At 72.0% G+C, this 18,012-nt stretch carries 16 protein-coding genes; 7 read left to right on the top strand and 9 right to left on the bottom strand.

The annotated features are described in order from the left end of the window. Positions 1-4,249: DEAD/DEAH box helicase (locus tag B0W88_RS02440; protein ID WP_144006555.1), on the top strand; the 4,249-nt coding region annotated here is incomplete at its 5' end. An 8-nt stretch (positions 4,250-4,257) separates the two neighbouring features. Here B0W88_RS02440 and B0W88_RS02435 read toward each other — a convergent pair. Then, entirely contained in the window at positions 4,258-5,172 is a 915-nt protein-coding gene (locus B0W88_RS02435; protein ID WP_077033061.1) for a DUF3667 domain-containing protein, read from the bottom strand. Continuing rightward, a complete protein-coding gene (locus B0W88_RS02430; RefSeq protein ID WP_077033060.1) occupies positions 5,169-6,383 on the bottom strand; it encodes an MFS transporter in 1,215 nt (404 codons plus the stop codon). The genes B0W88_RS02435 and B0W88_RS02430 overlap by 4 nt, the downstream gene beginning before the upstream one ends. 83 nt (positions 6,384-6,466) lie before the next feature. On the opposite strand from B0W88_RS02430, the gene B0W88_RS02425 reads away from it, so the two are divergent. Together B0W88_RS02425 and B0W88_RS02420 are read left to right on the top strand one after the other, a co-directional pair. Continuing rightward, entirely contained in the window at positions 6,467-7,420 is a 954-nt protein-coding gene (locus B0W88_RS02425; protein ID WP_077033059.1) for a LysR family transcriptional regulator, read from the top strand. Beyond that, positions 7,417-7,893 carry a hypothetical protein gene (locus tag B0W88_RS02420; RefSeq protein ID WP_077033058.1) on the top strand — a complete coding sequence of 159 codons (477 nt, stop codon included), beginning with the start codon at positions 7,417-7,419 and terminating at the stop codon, positions 7,891-7,893. Before B0W88_RS02425 ends, B0W88_RS02420 begins: the two co-directional genes overlap by 4 nt. Here the strand turns inward: B0W88_RS02420 and B0W88_RS02415 are convergent. Together B0W88_RS02415 and B0W88_RS02410 are read right to left on the bottom strand one after the other, a co-directional pair. Continuing rightward, positions 7,883-8,731: a transporter substrate-binding domain-containing protein gene (locus B0W88_RS02415; RefSeq protein WP_077033057.1), complete on the bottom strand. Its 849-nt coding sequence runs from the start codon at positions 8,729-8,731 to the stop codon at positions 7,883-7,885. The two genes, B0W88_RS02420 and B0W88_RS02415, sit on opposite strands and share 11 nt — an antisense overlap. Continuing rightward, positions 8,731-9,627, bottom strand: a complete 897-nt coding sequence (locus B0W88_RS02410; protein ID WP_077033056.1) for a hypothetical protein — start codon at positions 9,625-9,627, stop codon at positions 8,731-8,733. Before B0W88_RS02410 ends, B0W88_RS02415 begins: the two co-directional genes overlap by 1 nt. A gap of 53 nt (positions 9,628-9,680) precedes the next feature. On the opposite strand from B0W88_RS02410, the gene B0W88_RS02405 reads away from it, so the two are divergent. Continuing rightward, positions 9,681-10,181, top strand: coding sequence for a helix-turn-helix transcriptional regulator (locus B0W88_RS02405; protein ID WP_077033055.1), 501 nt, complete (start codon positions 9,681-9,683; stop codon positions 10,179-10,181). Between the two features lie 2 nt (positions 10,182-10,183). Further along, positions 10,184-10,591, top strand: coding sequence for a VOC family protein (locus B0W88_RS02400; RefSeq protein WP_077033054.1), 408 nt, complete (start codon positions 10,184-10,186; stop codon positions 10,589-10,591). Here the strand turns inward: B0W88_RS02400 and pyk are convergent. The 4 genes from pyk to B0W88_RS02380 all read right to left on the bottom strand — a co-directional run bounded on the left by pyk (position 10,588) and on the right by B0W88_RS02380 (position 15,758). Beyond that, positions 10,588-12,006 carry a pyruvate kinase gene (gene pyk / locus B0W88_RS02395; protein ID WP_077033053.1) on the bottom strand — a complete coding sequence of 473 codons (1,419 nt, stop codon included), beginning with the start codon at positions 12,004-12,006 and terminating at the stop codon, positions 10,588-10,590. The genes B0W88_RS02400 and pyk overlap by 4 nt on opposite strands. Beyond that, positions 12,003-13,145, bottom strand: a complete 1,143-nt coding sequence (locus tag B0W88_RS02390) for a glycerate kinase (protein ID WP_077033052.1) — start codon at positions 13,143-13,145, stop codon at positions 12,003-12,005. Before B0W88_RS02390 ends, pyk begins: the two co-directional genes overlap by 4 nt. A gap of 2 nt (positions 13,146-13,147) precedes the next feature. Beyond that, the gene (locus B0W88_RS02385) at positions 13,148-14,479 is read right to left on the bottom strand and encodes a dicarboxylate/amino acid:cation symporter (RefSeq protein WP_077033051.1); all 1,332 of its coding nucleotides are present in this window, start codon (positions 14,477-14,479) and stop codon (positions 13,148-13,150) included. 193 nt (positions 14,480-14,672) lie between these two features. Next, positions 14,673-15,758 (bottom strand): tartrate dehydrogenase, encoded by a 1,086-nt coding sequence (locus B0W88_RS02380; RefSeq protein WP_077033050.1) that lies wholly within the window; start codon positions 15,756-15,758, stop codon positions 14,673-14,675. A gap of 104 nt (positions 15,759-15,862) precedes the next feature. Between B0W88_RS02380 and B0W88_RS02375 the strand changes: the two genes are divergently transcribed. Then, positions 15,863-16,768, top strand: a complete 906-nt coding sequence (locus B0W88_RS02375) for a LysR substrate-binding domain-containing protein (RefSeq protein ID WP_369973838.1) — start codon at positions 15,863-15,865, stop codon at positions 16,766-16,768. Between the two features lie 45 nt (positions 16,769-16,813). Continuing rightward, positions 16,814-17,524, top strand: a complete 711-nt coding sequence (locus B0W88_RS02370) for a hypothetical protein (protein WP_077033048.1) — start codon at positions 16,814-16,816, stop codon at positions 17,522-17,524. Here the strand turns inward: B0W88_RS02370 and B0W88_RS02365 are convergent. Continuing rightward, positions 17,473-17,910 carry a DUF1810 domain-containing protein gene (locus tag B0W88_RS02365; RefSeq protein WP_077033047.1) on the bottom strand — a complete coding sequence of 146 codons (438 nt, stop codon included), beginning with the start codon at positions 17,908-17,910 and terminating at the stop codon, positions 17,473-17,475. The genes B0W88_RS02370 and B0W88_RS02365 overlap by 52 nt on opposite strands. Between the last annotated feature and the right edge of the window lie 102 nt (positions 17,911-18,012).

The raw sequence follows: 18,012 nt of genomic DNA, 5'->3' as shown, positions 1-18,012 counted from the left end.
GGGCGGCGCGCGGTTGTGGACGCAGGAGGACATGCTGGCCGAGGTGCAGCGCCTGAAGGCACAGCATCGCGCCGAGGAACCGGCCGAGGCCGAGGCCCCCGAGACCGCCGAGCTGCAGGCCGTCGAGGATGCGCTGCTGCTGACCAGCGGCGTGCGCGGCGCCGCCGGCATCGTCAACTGGCTGGAGGCCGTCCAGGCGCGGCGGCGCGACGGCAAGCCCTTCCGCACCACCGAGGTCTTCGCTTGCCTGCGCGAGCTGGTGCGCCAGGGCCGCGCCTACCAGATGACCAGCGGCGCGTACACGGCCGATCCGTCCGACCATGTCGAGCGCCTGCAGCAGTTGCTGCTGCAACCCGAGGCCCGCGGCCACTGGCTGCGCCTGGGCAACCAGATCGCCGGCGGCCACGGCCCGGCCGACCGCCTCTCGCACTGGCTGTCCTACCGCGACGAGCGCGAGCGCCTGGCCCTGCTGCGCCTGATCCTGTTCGCCGGCAGCGACCGGGCCACCTTCCACCAGCGGCTGAACCAGAGCGCCCATGCGGTGGGCGGGCCGGAGGAGATCGTCGCGGTGCTGCTGCGGCCCTGGCTGCCGCGCGTGGTCGAGGCGATGGAGCCCGGGCTGCGCGACGAGGTGCTGGCGATGGCGCTGCGCCTGCTGCCGCCCGGCGAGCCCGCGCTGGTGCCGCTGCGGGCCTGGCTGGCCGAGCAGGCGCCGGCGGTGCTGTCGCCCACGCTGCGCACCTTCCTGGTCGAATCCCGCCTGCTGGCGCTGGATCTCGAAGGCGCCCACGCGCTGTGCGCCGGCATCGAGGGCCCGGTGTCGCTGCTGGTCGAGGCCGCCGTCCACGAGCGGGATGGCGAGTGGGTGATCGCCGCCTCGCAGTTCGAGACGGCGCAGAAGCAGCTGCGCCAGAGCAGCGGCCAGCGCCGCGGCGTGCTGGGGCTGGAGCTGGGGCGCCTGTACGTGCTCGCGCTGCTGGCCCAGCCCGATCCCAAGGCCTGGCTGGCGGCGCGCAAGTTCTGCATCGCCGAGTCCGGCTCGCGCAGCCCCTCGCCGCGCGAGCCCTGGGGCCTGTGGGCGCATGGCATCGGCGTGCGGCTGGGCGAGGAGGCGCTGGAGGACGGCCTGTTCGAGCACCAGCAAGGGCTGGAGCAGCGCGAGGATGCGACGGCGATGCTGGCCGACCGCCTGTTGCTCGCCGCTTGGCTCGGCAAGCCGGCGCCGCGCTGGTCGCTGGCCACGGTCCAGCGGCTGGTGGACCGGCTGCGCGAGGCCGAGCAGCTGTGGCACGCGGCCCTGCTGGCCCGTGCCGTGGAGCAGCTGGAGCTCGGCCGCGCCGCGCTGGAGCTGGGCGTGACCTGGCCCGCCGACTTTCTCGGCGCCAAGCGCGAGCCCTGGCGCGACGCGCTCGCGGCGATCACCGCACTGGCCGTCGATACCGGCAAGCCGGCCGGCCGCAGCGCCGCCGCCGCCAGCACCGAGCTGGTCTGGCAGATGACGCTGGACGACGAACAGCGCATCAAGGACATCGAGCCGCTGGAGCGCAGCACCGGCGCCCGCGGCGCGGTCAAGTACAAGGCCGTGCCGCTGAGCCGGCTGAAGAAGGCCGGCTACAGCAGCGGCCGCGCGCAGGACGACGCGGTGCTGCGCCATATCGAGCGCGCGCCCTGGGGCGGCGTCAACAGCTGGCAGATCGACGTGGCGGCCGCGGCCGCCGCGCTGATCGGCCATCCGGCCGTGATGTTCGCCGACACGCCGGGCCAGTGGGTCGAGCTGCGCGAGGCCCAGCCGGGCCTGGAAGTGCAGCGCCGCACCGACCCGGCCAGCGGCGCCGAGCAGTTCGTCTTCCTGATCGAGCCGCCGCTGGTCGCCGCCGCGCCGCCCGCCTTCTGGCCCGGCGCCAGCGACGGCGACCTCGAGCGCCGCAACGGCCTGCGCATCGTGCGCGACGGCCCGCACGAGGCCCGCGTGATCCGCATCAGCCCGACCCAGCGCCGCGTCGCCGAGCTGGTGGCCCAGGGCTGGGCCGTGCCGGCCGAGGCCACGGCCGAGCTGGGCGCGGCGCTGCAGGTGCTGGCCGGTCATTTCGAGCTGCACAGCGACGCCGCCGCCGGCCAGCAGGTGCCTGGAGATCACCGGTTGCATGCCCGGCTGCTGCCGCTCGGCGACGGCCTGCAGCTGCAGCTGGTGGCCCAGCCCTTCGGCGGCTTCGGCCCGGCCGTGACGCCGGGCCAGGGCCGCGCGCGGCTGCTGTGCATGCACGAGGGCCTGAGCCTGGCCACCGAGCGCGACCTGGCCGCCGAGCGCGAGCACCGGCGCGCGGTCATCGAGGCGCTGCCCTTCCTCGACCCCGAGCAGGCGCCCGAATCGGCCTGGCTGCTGTCCGATGCCGAGGAGGCGCTGCGCGCCGTCGAGGTGCTGCCCACGCTGCCGGGCATCGCCGCGCTGGACTGGCCCAAGGGCAAGCCGCTGCGGGTGAAGTCGCTGGAGAGCGAGGCCTTGAGCGTCAGCGTCGCGGCCGACGGGGGCCGCGACTGGCTGGGCCTCACCGGCGAGGTGGCGCTGGACGAGCAGCGCGTGCTGGGCCTGCAGCAGCTGATGCAGCTGGCGCGCGATTCGAAGAGCCGCTTCGTGCGCCTGGGCGAGGGCGAGTACCTGGCCTTGAGCGAGCAGCTGCGCCAGCAGCTGCGCGACCTGGACGCGCTGGCCGTGGCGAAGAAGGACCAGCTGCAGTTGCCGCTGGCCGCGGCCTCGTGGCTGGACGACACGCTGGCCGGCGCGGCGGTGAAAGGCGATTCGCTCTGGCGCGAGCGCCTCGAGGCCCTGGCCGCCGCGGCCGAGTTGCAGCCCGAGCCGCCGCCCGGCCTGCGCGCTGAACTTCGCAGCTATCAGGCCGAGGGCTATGCCTGGATGAGCCGCCTGGCCGCCGCCGGCCTGGGCGCCTGCCTGGCCGACGACATGGGCCTCGGCAAGACCGTGCAGACGCTGGGCGTGCTGGTCTCGCGCGCCGCCCAGGGCCCGGCCCTGGTGTTGGCGCCCACCTCCGTCTGCGCCAACTGGCTGGCCGAGGCGGGCCTGTTCGCCTGCGGCCTCAATGCCTTCCTCTACGGCGAGGAGAGCGACCGTAACGCCCAGATCCAGCGCATGGGCCCCGGCGACGTGCTGATCGCTTCCTATGCGCTGGCGCAGATCGATGCCGAGCTGTTCGCCGCCGTCGACTGGGCCACGCTGGTGATGGACGAGGCCCAGGCACTGAAGAACGCCGCCACCAAGCGGGCCAAGTCGGTGGCCGAGTTCAAGGCCGGTTTCCGCCTGGCGCTGTCGGGCACGCCGGTGGAGAACCGCCTGGCCGACCTGTGGTCGATCATGAACCTGATCAACCCCGGCCTGCTGGGCAGCGCCGCCCAGTTCGCCGAGCGCTTCGCCACGCCGATCGAGAAGCACCAGGACGGCGCCGCCCGCGCGCGGCTGCGCCGGCTGGTCGCGCCCTTCCTGCTGCGCCGCACGAAGACGCAGGTGCTGCAGGACCTGCCGCCGCGCACCGAGATCGTCCACCTGGTGCAGCCCAGCGCCGAGGAGAAGCACTTCCTCGAGGCGCTGCGCCGCAATGCGAACGAGGCGGTCAGCGAGGCGATGGAAGGCGGCGGGGCCGCGCCGATGCAGGTGCTGGCCGAGCTGATGCGGCTGCGCCGCGCCGCCTGCGACCCGCGCCTGGTGGCGCCGGAGACCGGCATCGTCGGCGCCAAGCTGGGCGAGTTCGAGCGCATCGTGCGCGAGCTGGTGGACGGCTCGCACAAGGCGCTGGTGTTCAGCCAGTTCACCGACTACCTGAAGCTGCTGGGCGAGCGCCTGGAAGCGATGGGCCTGCCCTACCAGTACCTGGACGGCAGCACGCCGGCGGCCGAGCGGGCCAGGCGGGTGGCGGCCTTCCAGCGCGGCGAGGGCGAGCTGTTCCTGATCAGCCTGAAGGCCGGCGGCTTCGGCCTGAACCTGACGATGGCCGACTACGTGCTGATCGTCGACCCCTGGTGGAACCCCGCCGCCGAGGACCAGGCCACCGGCCGCGCCCATCGCATGGGCCAGCAGCGGCCGGTGACGGTCTACCGGCTCGTCACCGCCGGCTCGGTGGAGGAGCAGATCATCGAACTGCACCGCGACAAGCGCGGCCTGGCCGATGGCGTGCTGGAAGGGCAGGAGCAGGCGACGGTGCTCGACGCGCAGGCGCTGGCCGAGCTGCTGCGCGGCTGAGCAGGAAGCTACATGCTGGCGAAGATCACCACCAGCAGGTAGGCGCCCATCGCCAGCAGCGCATAGAGCAGCAGCACCGCGGTGCGCCAGATGGCGCCCCAGCGGGCGAGCTGGTAGGTGCCCTTGAGCTGCGTGTAGAACATCAGCGGCGGCAGCAGCAGCTTCAGCGTCTCGCCCAGCATGGGCAGGCCCACCGCGTCCAGCAGCGAGAGCCCGATCAGCAGCAGCGCCATCGCCGACAGCGAGTAGAACGAGAACACGACGTGGTCGAACATCTGCACGTCGCGCCGGCGGATGAACAGCAGCCACAGCAGCGGCAGCGTCAGCGGCACCAGCAGGATCGCGTACTTGGCGGCGCCGTTCTTGACCTTGTAGACCGCCAGCTCGCGGTTGTTGGCCGCATGCAGGATCTTGTGCTCGATCGACGGGCGCGCGGCCCAGGGCAGGTTCTTCTGCAGTTCCTCGTGCAGCTCATCGGCACCGAGGCTGCGCGTGCCCTTGATGACGGCGGGCAGCCAGCGCAGGTCGTTGAGCTCGACGTCCGGCGTGCTGGCGGCCGCGGCCGGCGGCGTCGCCGCTTCGGCCTTGTCGGCGCCGTCCAGATTCGTCGTTAGCGAAAACGTCAGGAACAGCGCGAACATCATGAACAGGAACAGCGGCAGCGGCGCCACGTAGCGGGCGCGCCGGCCGTCGATGTACTCGCGGATCATCCGGCCCGGCCGCCAGGCCAGCATGCCCAGCGTGCGCCAGGCCTTGGTCTCGAAGTGGAAGATGCCGTGCAGCAGCTCCTCGACCAGGTGCAGCAGCGAGCGATGCACATGGGCCGCCTGGCCGCACTGCTGGCAGAAGCGGCCGCCGAGCGTGGCGCCGCAGTTGGCGCAGTCACCGTGGTGCTGCGCCTGTCCCTCGCTGCTTTCCCTCATGCCTCCAGTTTAGGGCGCTCGGCTCTCAGGCTGATCCAGGCCAACCCGAGGCCGCCCAGCGTCAACAGCGCCGCCGCATAGGGCAGGGCGGCAAGACCCGGCCCCCGCTCGATCACCACGCCGCCCAGCCAGGCGCCCAGCGCATTGCCGAGGTTGAAGGCCGCGATATTGAGGCTCGAAGCCATGCTGGCGCCCTGCGCCTGGGTCAGCACCCGCAGCTGCAGCGGCGCCACGGTGGCGAAGCCGGCCGCGCCCAGCAGGCCCACGGCCACCGTCGCCGCGCCGCGGCCCCAGCCCATCGCCAGGCCCATCGCCACCAGCACCAGGGCCAGCGCGACCAGCGTGCCCAGCAGCGCGCCCTTGGGCGCCTTGTCGGCCCAGCGGCCGCCGATCACGTTGCCGGCGATCATGCCCACGCCGAACACCAGCAGCACCGCCGAGACGCCCGCCTGGTCGAAGCCGGCCAGCTGGGTCAGCAGCGGCTGGATGAAGGTGAACACCAGGAACACGCCGGCGAAGCCCAGCACCGTGGTGCCCAGGCCCAACAGCACCTGCGGCCGGCGCAGCACCGCCAGTTCCTCGCCCAGCGACACCGCGCTGCCGCTGCCCGCGGCCCGGGCCGGCACCGCCAGCGCGATCACGGCCATCGCCAGCACGCCGATCGCCGACACGGCCCAGAAGGTGGCGCGCCAGCCCTCGTGCAGGCCCAGCCAGGCGCCGGCCGGCACGCCCAGCAGCGTGGCGACGGTCAGGCCGGTGAACATCGTCGAGATCGCCGAGGCCTTGCGCTCGGCCGGCACCAGGCCGGTGGCGACGACCGCGCCGATGCCGAAGAAGGTGCCGTGCGCCAGCGAGGTGACGATGCGCGCCGCCATCAGCAGGCCGTAGTTCGGTGCCAGCGCACAGGCCACGTTGCCCAGCGTGAAGATGGCCATCAGCGCCAGCAGCGCGGTCTTGCGCGGCACGCGGGCCATCGCCGCGGTCAGCAGCGGCGCGCCGGCGAAGACGCCCAGCGCATAGCCCGAGATCAGCAGCCCGGCGGTGGCGACGCTGGTGTGCAGGTCGGCCGCCAGCTGCAGCAGCAGGCCCATGATGACGAACTCGGTCGTGCCGATGCCGAAGGCGCCGATCGTCAGCGCATACAGCGCCAGCGGCGGCTTGCCGCGGCGTGCGCCGAACGAGCCGGAGGGGAGTGCGGAGGTGGTGTTCATGGCCGGCAGTGTGGGCGTTTCGATTCAAAAGAAAAACCGTCAAGCAGGCGAATCAATTTCAATGTTTCGTTGAGAATCGAGCCATGAGCCGCATCGACGACCTGGCCCTCTTCCTGCGCGTGCACGACGCCGGCTCGATCAGCGCCGCCGCCCGCAGCCTCGATCTCTCGGTGGCGGTGGCGAGCCAGCGCCTGCGGTCCCTGGAGCAGTCGCTGGGCGTGCGCCTGTTCCACCGCAGCACCCGCAGCCTGGTGCCCACGCCCGAGGGCGAGGCGCTGGCCCTGCGCGGCCGCCCGCTGGTGGACGACCTGCAGTCGCTGATGGCCGGGCTGCGCACCGCGTCCAGCGGCGTCGTCAGCGGCACGCTGCGGCTGACCACCTCGGCCACCTTCGCCCGCTACTACGTCTCGCCGCTGCTGCCCGAGTTCATGGCCCGGCACCCGCAGCTCAAGCTCAGCATCGACCTGTCCGACCGCATGCACGACCTGGTCACCTCCGGCTTCGACCTGGCGATCCGCATCGGCGCGCTGGAGGACTCCACGCTGGTGGCGCGCAAGCTCGCCACCAACCGCCGCGTGCTCTGCGCCTCGCCCGACTACCTGCGCCGCCGCGGCCATCCGGCGAAGCCCGACGAGCTGGCGCAGCACGACTGCCTGCTGCTGGTCGGTGCCCAGGGCCGGGCCGATGTCTGGCGCATGCGCGAGGGCAAGCGCAGGCGCGAGGTGGCGGTGCGCGTGTCCGGCCCGCTGGAGAGCACGCAGGGCGAGGTGCTGCGCGACGCGGCGGTGGCCGGCATGGGCATCGCGATCCATTCGATCTGGCATGTGGTGGACGACCTGCGCGCCGGGCGGCTCGAGGTGGTGCTGCCGGACTGCGCGCTGGACGAGACCGGCATCCATGCGGTGATGCCGCAGCGCCGCCTGGTGCCGCCGCGCGTCACCGCCTTCATCGACTTCATGGCCGAGAAGATCGGCGGCGTGCCGCCCTGGGAACGCGCAGAATCACCGACGCGTCGCCGCAAGGAGCCGTCACGATGAACGACAAGCCCAGCCCTGAAGAAGCGGCGCTCTGGCAGCGCCGCCTGGCCAGCCAGGCCAACAACCGCGCCTGGACCCTGGCCGAGCAGCCCGCCCGCAGCGCCGCCGAGGACGAGGAGATGCTGCAGGCGGCCCACGCCGCGGCCTATTTCTGGCGCTTCGTCGGCAATGCACGCAACCAGGCCCACGCGGCCCAGCTGCTGGCCCACGCCTATGCGTTGCTGAAGCTGCCCGAGCCGGCCGCCTACTACTGGGCCAAGTGCGAGCCGCTGCTGCTGTCGGGCGACGCCGAGCCCTGGGAGCGGGCGATGGCCGAGGCGGTGCGGGCGAACATCGCGGCGGCACGCGGCGATGCGCTCGGCCATGCGCGCCACTACCGCGAGGCGCAGCTGCTGGTGGCGGCGCTGGCCGATGCCGACGATCGGGCGATGGTCGAGACGACCTTGTCCGTCGTGCCGGCGCCTAACGGATGAACCAGGCGTCAGGGATCGCCCGGAATTCGGCGCTGCGCTGCGGGTTGTCGATCTGCAGCTTCAGCGTCGGCGGATGCCGCTGCGCCTCGGCAAAGCCTGGATCCTCGGCGAGCAGCTTCTGCGCCTGCCCGCTGGTGAAGGCCTTGCGCAGGCCGGCGTCGATCAGCGCGTGCAGGGCCGTGTCGTCCTTGCGCGTGAAGAACAGCCGGCCGAAGGGGTAGACGATGGCCAGCCGCGGCGCCACCTCCAGCGCGGCGCGATCGGCAGCGTAGCGGCGCATCAGGTCGTGGGCCTCGTCCATGCCCAGCGGGAGGTAGTCGAAGCGGCCCGCCTCGAGGCCGCGGAACAGCGATTCCAGGTGCGGGAAGCTGCGCACCGGCAGGCCGGCGGACTGCAGGATGTCGGCGTCCGGCCAGCCCAGGCCCTGGCCGGCCACGAAGCGGCTCAGCTCGGCCACCGTGCTGATCCTGGCGAAGGCCTCGCGGTCGGCGCGGCGGATCACCAGCAGGCGCCAGCCGTTGAGGCCGCGGTCGATCGGCAGGTAGACGGCGGCGTAGCGGCGCTCGAACTCCGGCGTGCTGCCGAAGTCCACCACGTCGGCCAGGCCCTCCTCCAGCAGCGCCCGCACCCGCTGCGGGTTGGCCGAAGCCGGCAGCAGCTCGATCCGGTAGGGCTCGCCGGCGCAGGCCAGCGCCAGGTCCAGCATGCGATAGCCCAAGCCGGCCCGGCCCATGCCGTTGGTGTTGGGGTAGCGGACCAGGCGCGGCTCGGCGCGGGCGGCGCCCGGCGCCGATGTGGCCAGCAGTAGCAGGAGGCCCAGGTGCTCGCGCCGGCGCATCAGCTGCGCTCCGCGAGCGCGCGCAGCGACGGCCTCAGCGACGGGTGGTAGGCCTCGGGCGGCAGGCCGCGCAGCGGCTCCGGCAGCCAGGGGTTGGCCAGGCCGATCAAGGTGCGCGGCAGCGGCTGCCGGCCGGTCACGACCGGGCCGATGCCCGGCGTGCGCGCCAGCAGCGCCTGCAGCGAACCATCGGCGCCGGCCGCCTGGAGCCCGCGCAGCAGCGTGTCGCGCAGCTCGGTGTTCCCCGCCGAGACGAAGAACACGCGCGGGTAGGGGTAGAAGAGGCCGAGCTCGGCGGCGATCGCCACGTCGGGCGCCTGCTCGCGCCCGCGGTCGAGGAAGGCGTAGGCCTCGTCGCAGCTCAGCGGCAGCAGGTCGAAGCGGCGGCCCTGCAGCATGCGCAGCAGGCTCGGGAAATCCGCCTCCTGCACGCGCAGGCCGGCCTGGCGCAGGATGCGCGTGTCCGTCCAGTCCAGGCCCTGGCCGAAGACGAAGGGCTGCAGCTCCTCGATCCGCCTCACGCCGCGCAGGCGCTCCAGCACCTCGCGGCGGCCCAGCAGCAGGCGGCAGCCGCCCAGCCCCATGTCGATCGGCGCCGGCACCAGGGCCACGCGCTCCGGCGTGCGGCCGGCGCTGGCGTTGTCCACCACGTCGACCAGCCCGTCCTGCAGCTGCTGCCAGGCCTGCTTGTTCGACAGCAGGTCGCGGCCCAGGCGCAGCCCCGCCGGGCGGCCCGAGCGGCGCAGCGCCAGCTGCAGGACCTGGTAGCCGTAGGCGGATTCGGGGCGTTCGAGCATGCGCGGGTAGGTGACGCGCAAGGGCCGCTCGGCTGCGCCGGCGGTTTCCGCCAGCGGCCCCAGCGTCATCGTCATCAGCAGCGCGCGGCGGGTCGGCATGGCTGCGGTCTCTCCTCGGGATCGATCTGTGTGTTTGCGGATAGCCTAACGCAATGGATCGACTCACCCCCCAGAGCCCCGAACTGCTGCGCCGCCTGCTGCGCGCCCGCGACCGCATGGACGCCGCTTCGCATGAAGCCTGGCCGGTGGCGCGGCTGGCCAGCGTCGGCGGCCTGTCGGAGGCGCATTTCGCGCGCGAGTTCAAGCGCGCCTTCGGCCTGCCGCCGCACCGCTACCTGCTGACGCGGCGCATCGAGCGCGCGATGCGGCTGCTGCGCGAGACGGCGCTGCCGATCACCGAGATCGCCGCGCAGACCGGCTGGACCAGCCTCGGCACCTTCGGCCGCGTCTTCCGCGACATCACCGGCGAACGCCCGGGCGACCTGCGCGAGCGCGAACGCATCGCGGCGCTGGCGAACGACTTCGCCGCGATGCCGGCCTGCCTGCTGGCCGCTGCGCAGCGGCCGGATCTTTCGATAGCAGTTTCGGAGAAGCGCCGCCGCGACGGCCTCGAAACAATGGACCCCATCGATCAACCACATCAGGAGAAATGACGATGACCCAAGGTGTTCAAGTAAGCGGCATCTACGTCCGCGACCAGGACGAGGCGCTGGCCTTCTACGTGGAGCGCGTCGGCTTCCAGGTCCACACGGACGTGCGCAACGGCGACTACCGCTGGCTGACCGTGCGCCACCCGGACCAGCCCGACTTCCAGCTCGGCCTGTTCAAGCCCGGCGCGCCGCTGCACGACGCGGCCACGGCCGAGACGCTGCAGCAGATGGTGGCCAAGGGCGCGATGCCGCCGCTGGTGCTGTCGGTCAAGGACTGCCGCGCCGCCTGCGAGCGCATGCGCGCCCACGGCGTCGAGTTCACGCAGGAGCCGACCGAGCGCTATGGCACGGTGGACGCGGGATTCCGCGATCCGTCGGGCAATGGCTGGAAGGTGATCCAGGCGCGGGGCTAGGCCGGGATCTGCGCGATCCTCAGCAGGTTCGTCGTGCCCGACACACCGAAGGGCATGCCCGCCGAGATCACGATGGTCTCGCCCGCGCGGCCCAGGCCGGCGCGCCGCACGGTGGCGCCGGCCTGCTTGGCGACCGCGTCGATGTCCGACACGTCTTCGCAGAGGACCGGCAGCACGCCCCAGACCAGCGCCAGCTGCCGCGCCACCGCCAGCCGCGGCGTCATGCCGACGATGGGCGCCGTCGGGCGCTCGCGCGCCATGCGCAGCGCCGAATGGCCCGAGGTGGTGAAGGCCACGGTGGCCGCGGCATTCAGCAGGCCGGTGACGTGGCGCATCGCATGGCCGATAGCATCCGACGCATTCGACGGCGGCTCCGAGCGCGAGGCCTCGATCGCCGCCGCATAACTTCCATCCTGCTCGGTGTGGGCGATGATGCGCGCCATCATGCCGACGGCCTCCACCGGATAGCGGCCGCTGGCCGATTCGGCCGACAGCATCACCGCGTCCGCGCCCTCGTAGATGGCCGTGGCCACGTCCGAGGCCTCGGCCCGCGTCGGCACCGGCGCAGCCACCATCGATTCGAGCATCTGCGTGGCCACGATCACCGGCTTGCCGGCGCGCCGGCAGGCATCGACGATGCGCTTCTGGATGGCGGGCACCTGCTCGGCCGGCAGCTCGACGCCGAGGTCGCCGCGGGCCACCATCACCGCGTCGGTGGCGGCGACGATTGCGTCCAGCGCGGCGATGGCGGCCGGCTTCTCGAGCTTGGCCACAAGGCCGGCGCGGCCCTTCACCAGCGCGCGCAGCTCCTCGATGTCCTCCGGCCGCTGGACGAAAGAGAGGGCCACCCAGTCCACGCCCAGCTCCAGGCCGAAGGCGAGGTCGCGCCGGTCCTTCTCGGTCAGCGCGGACAGCGGCAGCACCGCACCGGGCACGTTGACGCCCTTGCGGTCCGACAGGGGCCCGCCGGCCAGCACGCGGGTATCGGCGAAGTCCGGGCCGCAGCACTGCACCTTCAGCCGCAACCGGCCGTCGTCCAGCAGCAGCTCGTCCCCGCGGCGCAGGGCGGCGAAGATCTCCGGATGCGGCAGCGCGACGCGGCAGGCGCTGCCGGGCGTGTCGGCATCCAGGTCCAGGCGCAGGACCTGGCCCTCCATCAGCGTCACCGGCCCGTCGGCGAAGCGGCCGATGCGCAGCTTCGGCCCCTGCAGGTCCAGCAGCACGCCGATCGGCCGGCCGGCGTCCTTCTCGATCTCGCGGATCGTCGCCAGCCGGCGGCGGTGGTCCTCGTGGCTGCCGTGGCTGAAGTTCAGCCGGAACACATCGGCCCCGGCGCGGAACAGCGCTTCGATGGTGGCGCGGTCGTCGCTGGCGGGGCCCAGCGTGGCGACGATCTTGGCGTGCTTGTGGTTCATGGTGCGGTGATCAGGATGGCGCGGAAGTCGTTGACATTGGTGAGCGTCGGGCCGGTGACGAGCGAATCGCCCAGCGTCTCGAAGAAGCCGTGGCCGTCGTTGGCGTCCAGCCGCTCGCGAGGATGGATGCCCAGCGCGTGGGCGCGGGCGAGGGTGTCGGGCGCGAGCAGGGCGCCGGCGATCTCCTCCTGGCCGTCGACGCCGTCGGTGTCCGCCGCGAGTGCCTGGATGCCCGGCTGGCCGTCCAGCGCGAGGGCCAGCGAGAGCAGGAACTCGACGTTGCGCCCGCCGCGTCCGTCGCCGCGCACGGTGACCGTGGTCTCGCCGCCGGACAGCAGGATGCAGGGCGCGGTGAACGGTTGGCCGCGGCGCGCCACCTGGAGCGCGATGCCGGCCAGCGCGCGCGCCACGTCGCGGGCCTCGGGCAGGCGCGGGTCGCCGGGCTTGATGGTCTCGGCGAGCAGATGGCGCACCGGCAGCGTGATGCCGTAGCGGTCGAGGATGGCCAGCGCCTCGGCGGCCGTGCTCGGGTCGGGCACCGTGGGGCCGGAGGCGATGTCGATCGGATCGTCGCCGGGCACGTCGGACAGCAAGAGGTTCACGACCCGTGCGGGCCTGCAGGCGGCGGCCAGCCGTCCACCCTTGATCGCGGACAAATGGCGGCGCACGCAGTTCATCTCGCGGATCGTCGCGCCGCTGGCCAGCAGCGCCTCGTTGAGTGCCTGCTTGTCGGCCAGCGTCAGGCCGGGCAGCGGGAGCGGGAGCAGCGAGGAGCCGCCGCCGGAGATCAGGCAGAGGACGAGGTCGTCGGGCGTCAGGCCCTGCACCGCGTCGAGGATGCGCCGCGATGCCGTCTCGCCGGCTGCATCGGGCACCGGATGCGCGGCTTCGAGGATCTCGATGCGCCGGCAGCCGACGCCGTAGCCATAACGCGTTACGACGACGCCGGACAGCGGGCCCTCCCAGTGTTCGTCGACGGCACGAGCCATCGCCGCCGAGGCCTTGCCGGCGCCGATCACGACCAGCCGGCCGCGCGGCGGCTCGATGCTGCGCAAGAGCGGCGGCAGGCACAGGGCCGGCTGCGCGGCGGCCACGGCGGCATCGAACATCGCGCGCAGCAGTTCTGGAGCCTTGCCCATGATCAGGCCGCCACCTTGACGATCGCCGGCGCTTCCGGCGCGGGCACCGAGGCGACGACCGCCTCCGGCTGCGCGACGACGCGCCCGTCCAGCACATCGGCCAGCCGCTGCCGGTCCAGCGAGCCGACCCAGCGGGCGATCGCCACCGTGCCCACCGCATTGCCGATCGTGTTGGTGATCGCCCGCGCCTCGGACATGAAGCGGTCCACGCCCAGCAGCAGCACCATGCCGGCGACCGGGATCTTGCCCAGCGAGGCCAGCGTGGCGGCCAGCGTGATGAAGCCCGAGCCCGTCACGCCCGCCGAGCCCTTGGACGAGAGCAGCAGCACGCCCAGCACGGTGATCTGGTCCATCATCGTCAGCGGCGTGTTGGTGGCCTGGGCGATGAAGATCGCGGCCATCGTGTAGTAGATGCACTGGCCGTCGGGGTTGAAGGTCAGGCCCGAGGGCACGACCAGGCCCACCACCGGCTTGGACACGCCGGCCTTCTCCAGCTTGCGCATCAGCTGCGGCACGACCGATTCCGAGGAGCTGGTGCCCAGCACGGTGAACAGCTCCTCCTTGATGAAGCGCAGGAACTTCCACAGGCTGAAGCCCGAAAGCCGCGCGATGCCGCCCAGCACGATCGCGACGAACAGCGCGCAGGTGAGGTACATCGTCGCCATCAGCTTGCCGAGAGCCGTGATCGAGCCGAGGCCGTACTTGCCGACCGTGAAGGCCATCGCGCCGAAGGCGGCGATCGGGGCCAGCCGCATGATCATCGCCACCACCGTGAACACGCCCTGGGTGAAGGCCTCGAACACGTCGACGATGGGCGCCGCGCGGGCACCGAGCTTCGACAGCGCCACGCCGAACAGCGTGGCGAAGACGAGGATCTGCAGGATGTCGTTCTTGGCCAGCGCGTCCACGATGCTGGTGGGCACCAGGTTCAGCATGAAGTCCACGAAGCCCGCCGGCCTGGCGGCGCTTGCGTGGGTGTAGTTGGCGATGGCCTGGGTGTCGAGATGGGCCACGTCCACGTTCATGCCCTCGCCGGGCTTCACCACATTGACCACCAGCAGGCCCAGCGCCAGCGCGAAGGTGGACAGCACCTCGAAGTAGATCAGCGCGCGAGCGCCGACCCGGCCGAGCTCCTTCATGTTCTCCATCCGCGCAATGCCCAGCACCACGGTGGCGAAGATCACCGGCGCGAACACCATCTTGATCAGCCGGATGAACACATCGCCCAGCGGCTTCAGGTCGCTGCCGAGGGCGGGGTGGATGACGCCCAGGGCCACGCCGGCGGCGACGCCGATCAGCACCTGGACATAGAGCTTCTTCAGATAGCGCCGCATGGTTGTCTCCTCGGCTGGGTTATGTACGGGTCTCAGGGGGTGAACGCTGGTGTTCCGGGCCGTCGCGCCGGGCCGCTCCCAAGCAGGCCCACTGGCGGTGCTTGCGGCTCGATGCGCAAGGGCCGGCGCCCCCTCGGGGGGCCGACCGGGCTCGCGAGCGTTCAGCGCCGCGAGACCGGGCGGGGGGCTCATTTCACGCGGCCTTGCGCTGCGCCGGCGCCAGGCGCTCGCAGACGGCTGAAGTGACCTGCGCGGTCGTGGCCGTGCCGCCGAGGTCGCCGGTGTGCAGCGCGGGCGTGGCGGTGACGGCCTCGATCGCCTGCATCACGCGGGCCGCCGCGGCGTGTTCGCCCAGGTGCTCCAGCAGCATCACGACGGACCAGAAGGTGCCGACCGGATTGGCCAGGCCCTTGCCCATGATGTCGAAGGCGGAGCCGTGGATCGGTTCGAACATCGAGGGGTAGCGGTGCTCGGGGTCGATGTTGCCGGTGGGCGCGATGCCCAGGCTGCCGGCCAGCGCCGCGGCCAGGTCGCTGAGGATGTCGGCATGCAGGTTGGTGGCGACGATGGTGTCCAGCGTGGCCGGCTTGTTGACCATGCGGGCGGTCATCGCGTCCACCAGCTCCTTGTCCCAGCGCACGTCGGGGAACTCGGCCGCGACCTCGTTGGCGATCTGGTCCCACATCACCATGGCATGGCGCTGCGCATTGCTCTTGGTGACGACGGTGAGCTGCTTGCGGGGCCGCGACTGCGCCAGCTTGAAGGCGAAGCGCAGGATGCGCTCGACACCGACGCGGGTCATCATCGTCACGTCGGTGGCCGCCTCGATCGGATGGCCCTGGTGCACGCGGCCGCCGACGCCGGAGTACTCGCCCTCGGAGTTCTCGCGCACGATGACCCAGTTCAGGTCCTCGGCGGCGCAGCGCTTCAGCGGCGCGTCGATGCCGGGCAGGATGCGGGTGGGGCGGACGTTGGCGTACTGGTCGAAGCCCTGGCAGATCTTCAGGCGCAGGCCCCACAGCGTCACGTGGTCGGGAATGTGCGGATCGCCGGCCGAACCGAACAGGATCGCGTCCTTGTCGCGCAGCGCGTCGAGCCCGTCGGCCGGCATCATCACGCCGTGTTCGCGGTACCAGTCGCCGCCCCAGTCGAAATTCTCGAACTCGAAGCGCAGGCCCGGCGTGGACGCGGCCACGGCCTCCAGCACTTCACGGCCGGCGGGCACGACCTCCTTGCCGATGCCGTCTCCGGGAATGGTGGCGATGCGATAGGTCTTCATCAGGTGTCTCCATCAGGTGGGGGTGAACGATGGATGGACTGTGCGCCGCCGGGCCGTGTTGAAATCACTGCAGAATTCAATCCATTGTTAACCTGGAGTGCATGATGGACATCCAGCCCGCCGACCTCGGCTTCTTCTCCGCGCTGGCCTCCGCCGGCAGCCTGAGCGCCGCGGCGCGCGAGCTGGGCGTGACCACGCCGGCCGTCAGCAAGCACCTGGCGCAGATGGAGGCGCGGCTCGGCGTGGCGCTGGTGATCCGCACGACGCGGCGCATGAGCCTGACGCCCGAGGGCGAGGTCTACCTCGAACATGCGCGGCGGATCCTCGGCGAGATCGACGGCATGGCGCAGCTGCTCGGTCGCAGCAAGGCCGAGCCGGGCGGGCTGCTGCGCGTCAACGCCACGCTGGGCTTCGGGCGCAGCCATGTGGCGCCGCTGATCTCGCGCTTCGCCCGCAAGTACCCGAAGGTCGAGGTCCAGCTGCAGCTGTCGGTGAACCCGCCGCCGCTGACCGAGGACGCCTTCGACGTCTGCATCCGCTTCGGCGAGCCGCCGGACGCGCGGGTGATCGCGCGCCACATCGCGCCGAACCGGCGGCTGCTCTGCGCCGCGCCCTCGTATCTGGCGAAGCACGGCACGCCCAAGGTGCCCAACGACCTGACCCGTCACAACTGCATCGGCATCCGCCAGGGCGAGGAGGCCTACGGCCTGTGGCGGCTCTCGGGCACGCGCGGCAGCCGACCGGCGGAGGCGGTGAAGACGCGCGGCACCTTGAGCACCAACGACGGGGAGATCGCCGTCAACTGGGCGCTGGACGGCCACGGCATCCTGATGCGTGCCGAGTGGGACATCGAGCGCTACCTGCGCAGCGGCCGGCTGGTGCAGGTGCTGCCGCAGTACCAGACGCCGGATGCGGACATCTACGCCGTCTATCCGCAGCGCCACCAGACGGCGGCGCGGGTGCGGGCCTTCGTGGACTTCCTGGGGTTGTCGCTGGCGCGGCGCCCGTAAGATCCAGCCCGCTGAATTCAAGCGTTAGCAGATCCGGGAGAACACATGCACGTCGAGCCGCCGGGCCATGCCCCGCAGACCCTGAAGGAGTTCGGGACCCACTACCTGATGATCGTGCTGGGCATCCTGACGGCGATCGGGATCGAGCAGGGCGTGGAGGCTGTCCACCACCGGCACCTGGCCGAGCAGGCGACCGGGCAGATCGAGCAGGAACTGCGGGCCAACCTCGAGCAGGCGCGCATCACCCAGCAGCAGAACCAGCAGCGGCTGGATGCGGTGGAGCTCGTCGAGGCGGCGGTGCTGCAGGACGTCGAGAAGAAGGATGAGTCGCTGGAGACCTTCAGGCAGCGGATCAAGGCCGTGAAGATCGGCACCTTCACGCCCACGCTGCGCCGCGACGCCTGGGACGCCGCCATCGCCAGCCAGGCGCTCAGCTATGTGGACCCGGCGACGGTGCGCCGCTTCTCCGAGGGCTACAGCGCCCAGCGCGACGTGATGCAGACCATCCTCGCCACCTTCATGCTGGGCAACTGGGCCGGCCAGTGGAACGACGTGGCCACCAACTCGCGGCTGGGCAAGGTCGACCAGCCGGCGCTGCTGCGCACCTTGACGGCCTACCGCCTCGCGCTGAGCGCGATCACCGGCAACGAGCGCGAGCTGGAGCAGGCCTTCAGCGCCGCGATCGGCGAGAAGACCGCATCGGATCAAGCCGCCAGCAGCGCCAGCGTCCCGGCATCGGCCACGCCGTCGAAGTAACGCGCCAGCCCGACGGTGAACAGCGGCTCTGCGCCATCGGCCGCCAGGTCGAACAGCGTCAGGCAGGACTGAAACTTGCGCGCGTCGATGCCGCCCAGCACCTGCTCGGCGCGGGTTCCTTCGGGCAGCGCGTTCATCGCCGCCACCGTCTCGCGCAGCCGCGCGCCCAGCAGCGGGTGCGCCAGGTAGGCCCGCGCCTCGTCTAGCGAAGCGATCGCATAGCGCCGCGCCATCGGGCTGGTGCCCAGGCCGGCCAGCTGCGGGATCACGTACCAGCTCCAGTGGGTGGTCTTGCGGCCGGCGCGCAACTCGGCGATGGCGTCCGCATAGTTGACGGCCTGGGCGTCGACGAAGCGCTGGAGGTCGTAGGGGTCAGGGCTTGCCATGGCTCGACGCGTTCCTTCAGTGGACTCGGCACAAACCCGCTGCGCCGCTCGTTCGAGTTTCGCTAGCCTCGGACGATCGATCAAGCCAGACACCAGGCAGGG

Origin of the sequence: Pelomonas sp. KK5 (assembly GCF_001984095.1) — a bacterium.
Classification (GTDB): domain Bacteria; phylum Pseudomonadota; class Gammaproteobacteria; order Burkholderiales; family Burkholderiaceae_C; genus KK5.
The sequence above is the reverse complement of the archived record's forward strand: the minus strand, read 5'-3'. Positions and strand labels throughout refer to the sequence as shown.

Bases quoted from the DNA above. Each gene is read 5' to 3' on its own strand.
- B0W88_RS02435 (WP_077033061.1), bottom strand. From the start codon at position 5,172: ATGAGGGAAAGCAGCGAGGGACAGGCGCAGCACCACGGTGACTGCGCC.
- B0W88_RS02430 (WP_077033060.1), bottom strand. From the start codon at position 6,383: ATGAACACCACCTCCGCACTCCCCTCCGGCTCGTTCGGCGCACGCCGC.
- B0W88_RS02425 (WP_077033059.1), top strand. From the start codon at position 6,467: ATGAGCCGCATCGACGACCTGGCCCTCTTCCTGCGCGTGCACGACGCC.
- B0W88_RS02420 (WP_077033058.1), top strand. From the start codon at position 7,417: ATGAACGACAAGCCCAGCCCTGAAGAAGCGGCGCTCTGGCAGCGCCGC.
- B0W88_RS02415 (WP_077033057.1), bottom strand. From the start codon at position 8,731: ATGCGCCGGCGCGAGCACCTGGGCCTCCTGCTACTGCTGGCCACATCG.
- B0W88_RS02410 (WP_077033056.1), bottom strand. From the start codon at position 9,627: ATGCCGACCCGCCGCGCGCTGCTGATGACGATGACGCTGGGGCCGCTG.
- B0W88_RS02405 (WP_077033055.1), top strand. From the start codon at position 9,681: ATGGATCGACTCACCCCCCAGAGCCCCGAACTGCTGCGCCGCCTGCTG.
- B0W88_RS02400 (WP_077033054.1), top strand. From the start codon at position 10,184: ATGACCCAAGGTGTTCAAGTAAGCGGCATCTACGTCCGCGACCAGGAC.
- pyk (WP_077033053.1), bottom strand. From the start codon at position 12,006: ATGAACCACAAGCACGCCAAGATCGTCGCCACGCTGGGCCCCGCCAGC.
- B0W88_RS02390 (WP_077033052.1), bottom strand. From the start codon at position 13,145: ATGGGCAAGGCTCCAGAACTGCTGCGCGCGATGTTCGATGCCGCCGTG.
- B0W88_RS02385 (WP_077033051.1), bottom strand. From the start codon at position 14,479: ATGCGGCGCTATCTGAAGAAGCTCTATGTCCAGGTGCTGATCGGCGTC.
- B0W88_RS02380 (WP_077033050.1), bottom strand. From the start codon at position 15,758: ATGAAGACCTATCGCATCGCCACCATTCCCGGAGACGGCATCGGCAAG.
- B0W88_RS02375 (WP_369973838.1), top strand. From the start codon at position 15,863: ATGGACATCCAGCCCGCCGACCTCGGCTTCTTCTCCGCGCTGGCCTCC.
- B0W88_RS02370 (WP_077033048.1), top strand. From the start codon at position 16,814: ATGCACGTCGAGCCGCCGGGCCATGCCCCGCAGACCCTGAAGGAGTTC.
- B0W88_RS02365 (WP_077033047.1), bottom strand. From the start codon at position 17,910: ATGGCAAGCCCTGACCCCTACGACCTCCAGCGCTTCGTCGACGCCCAG.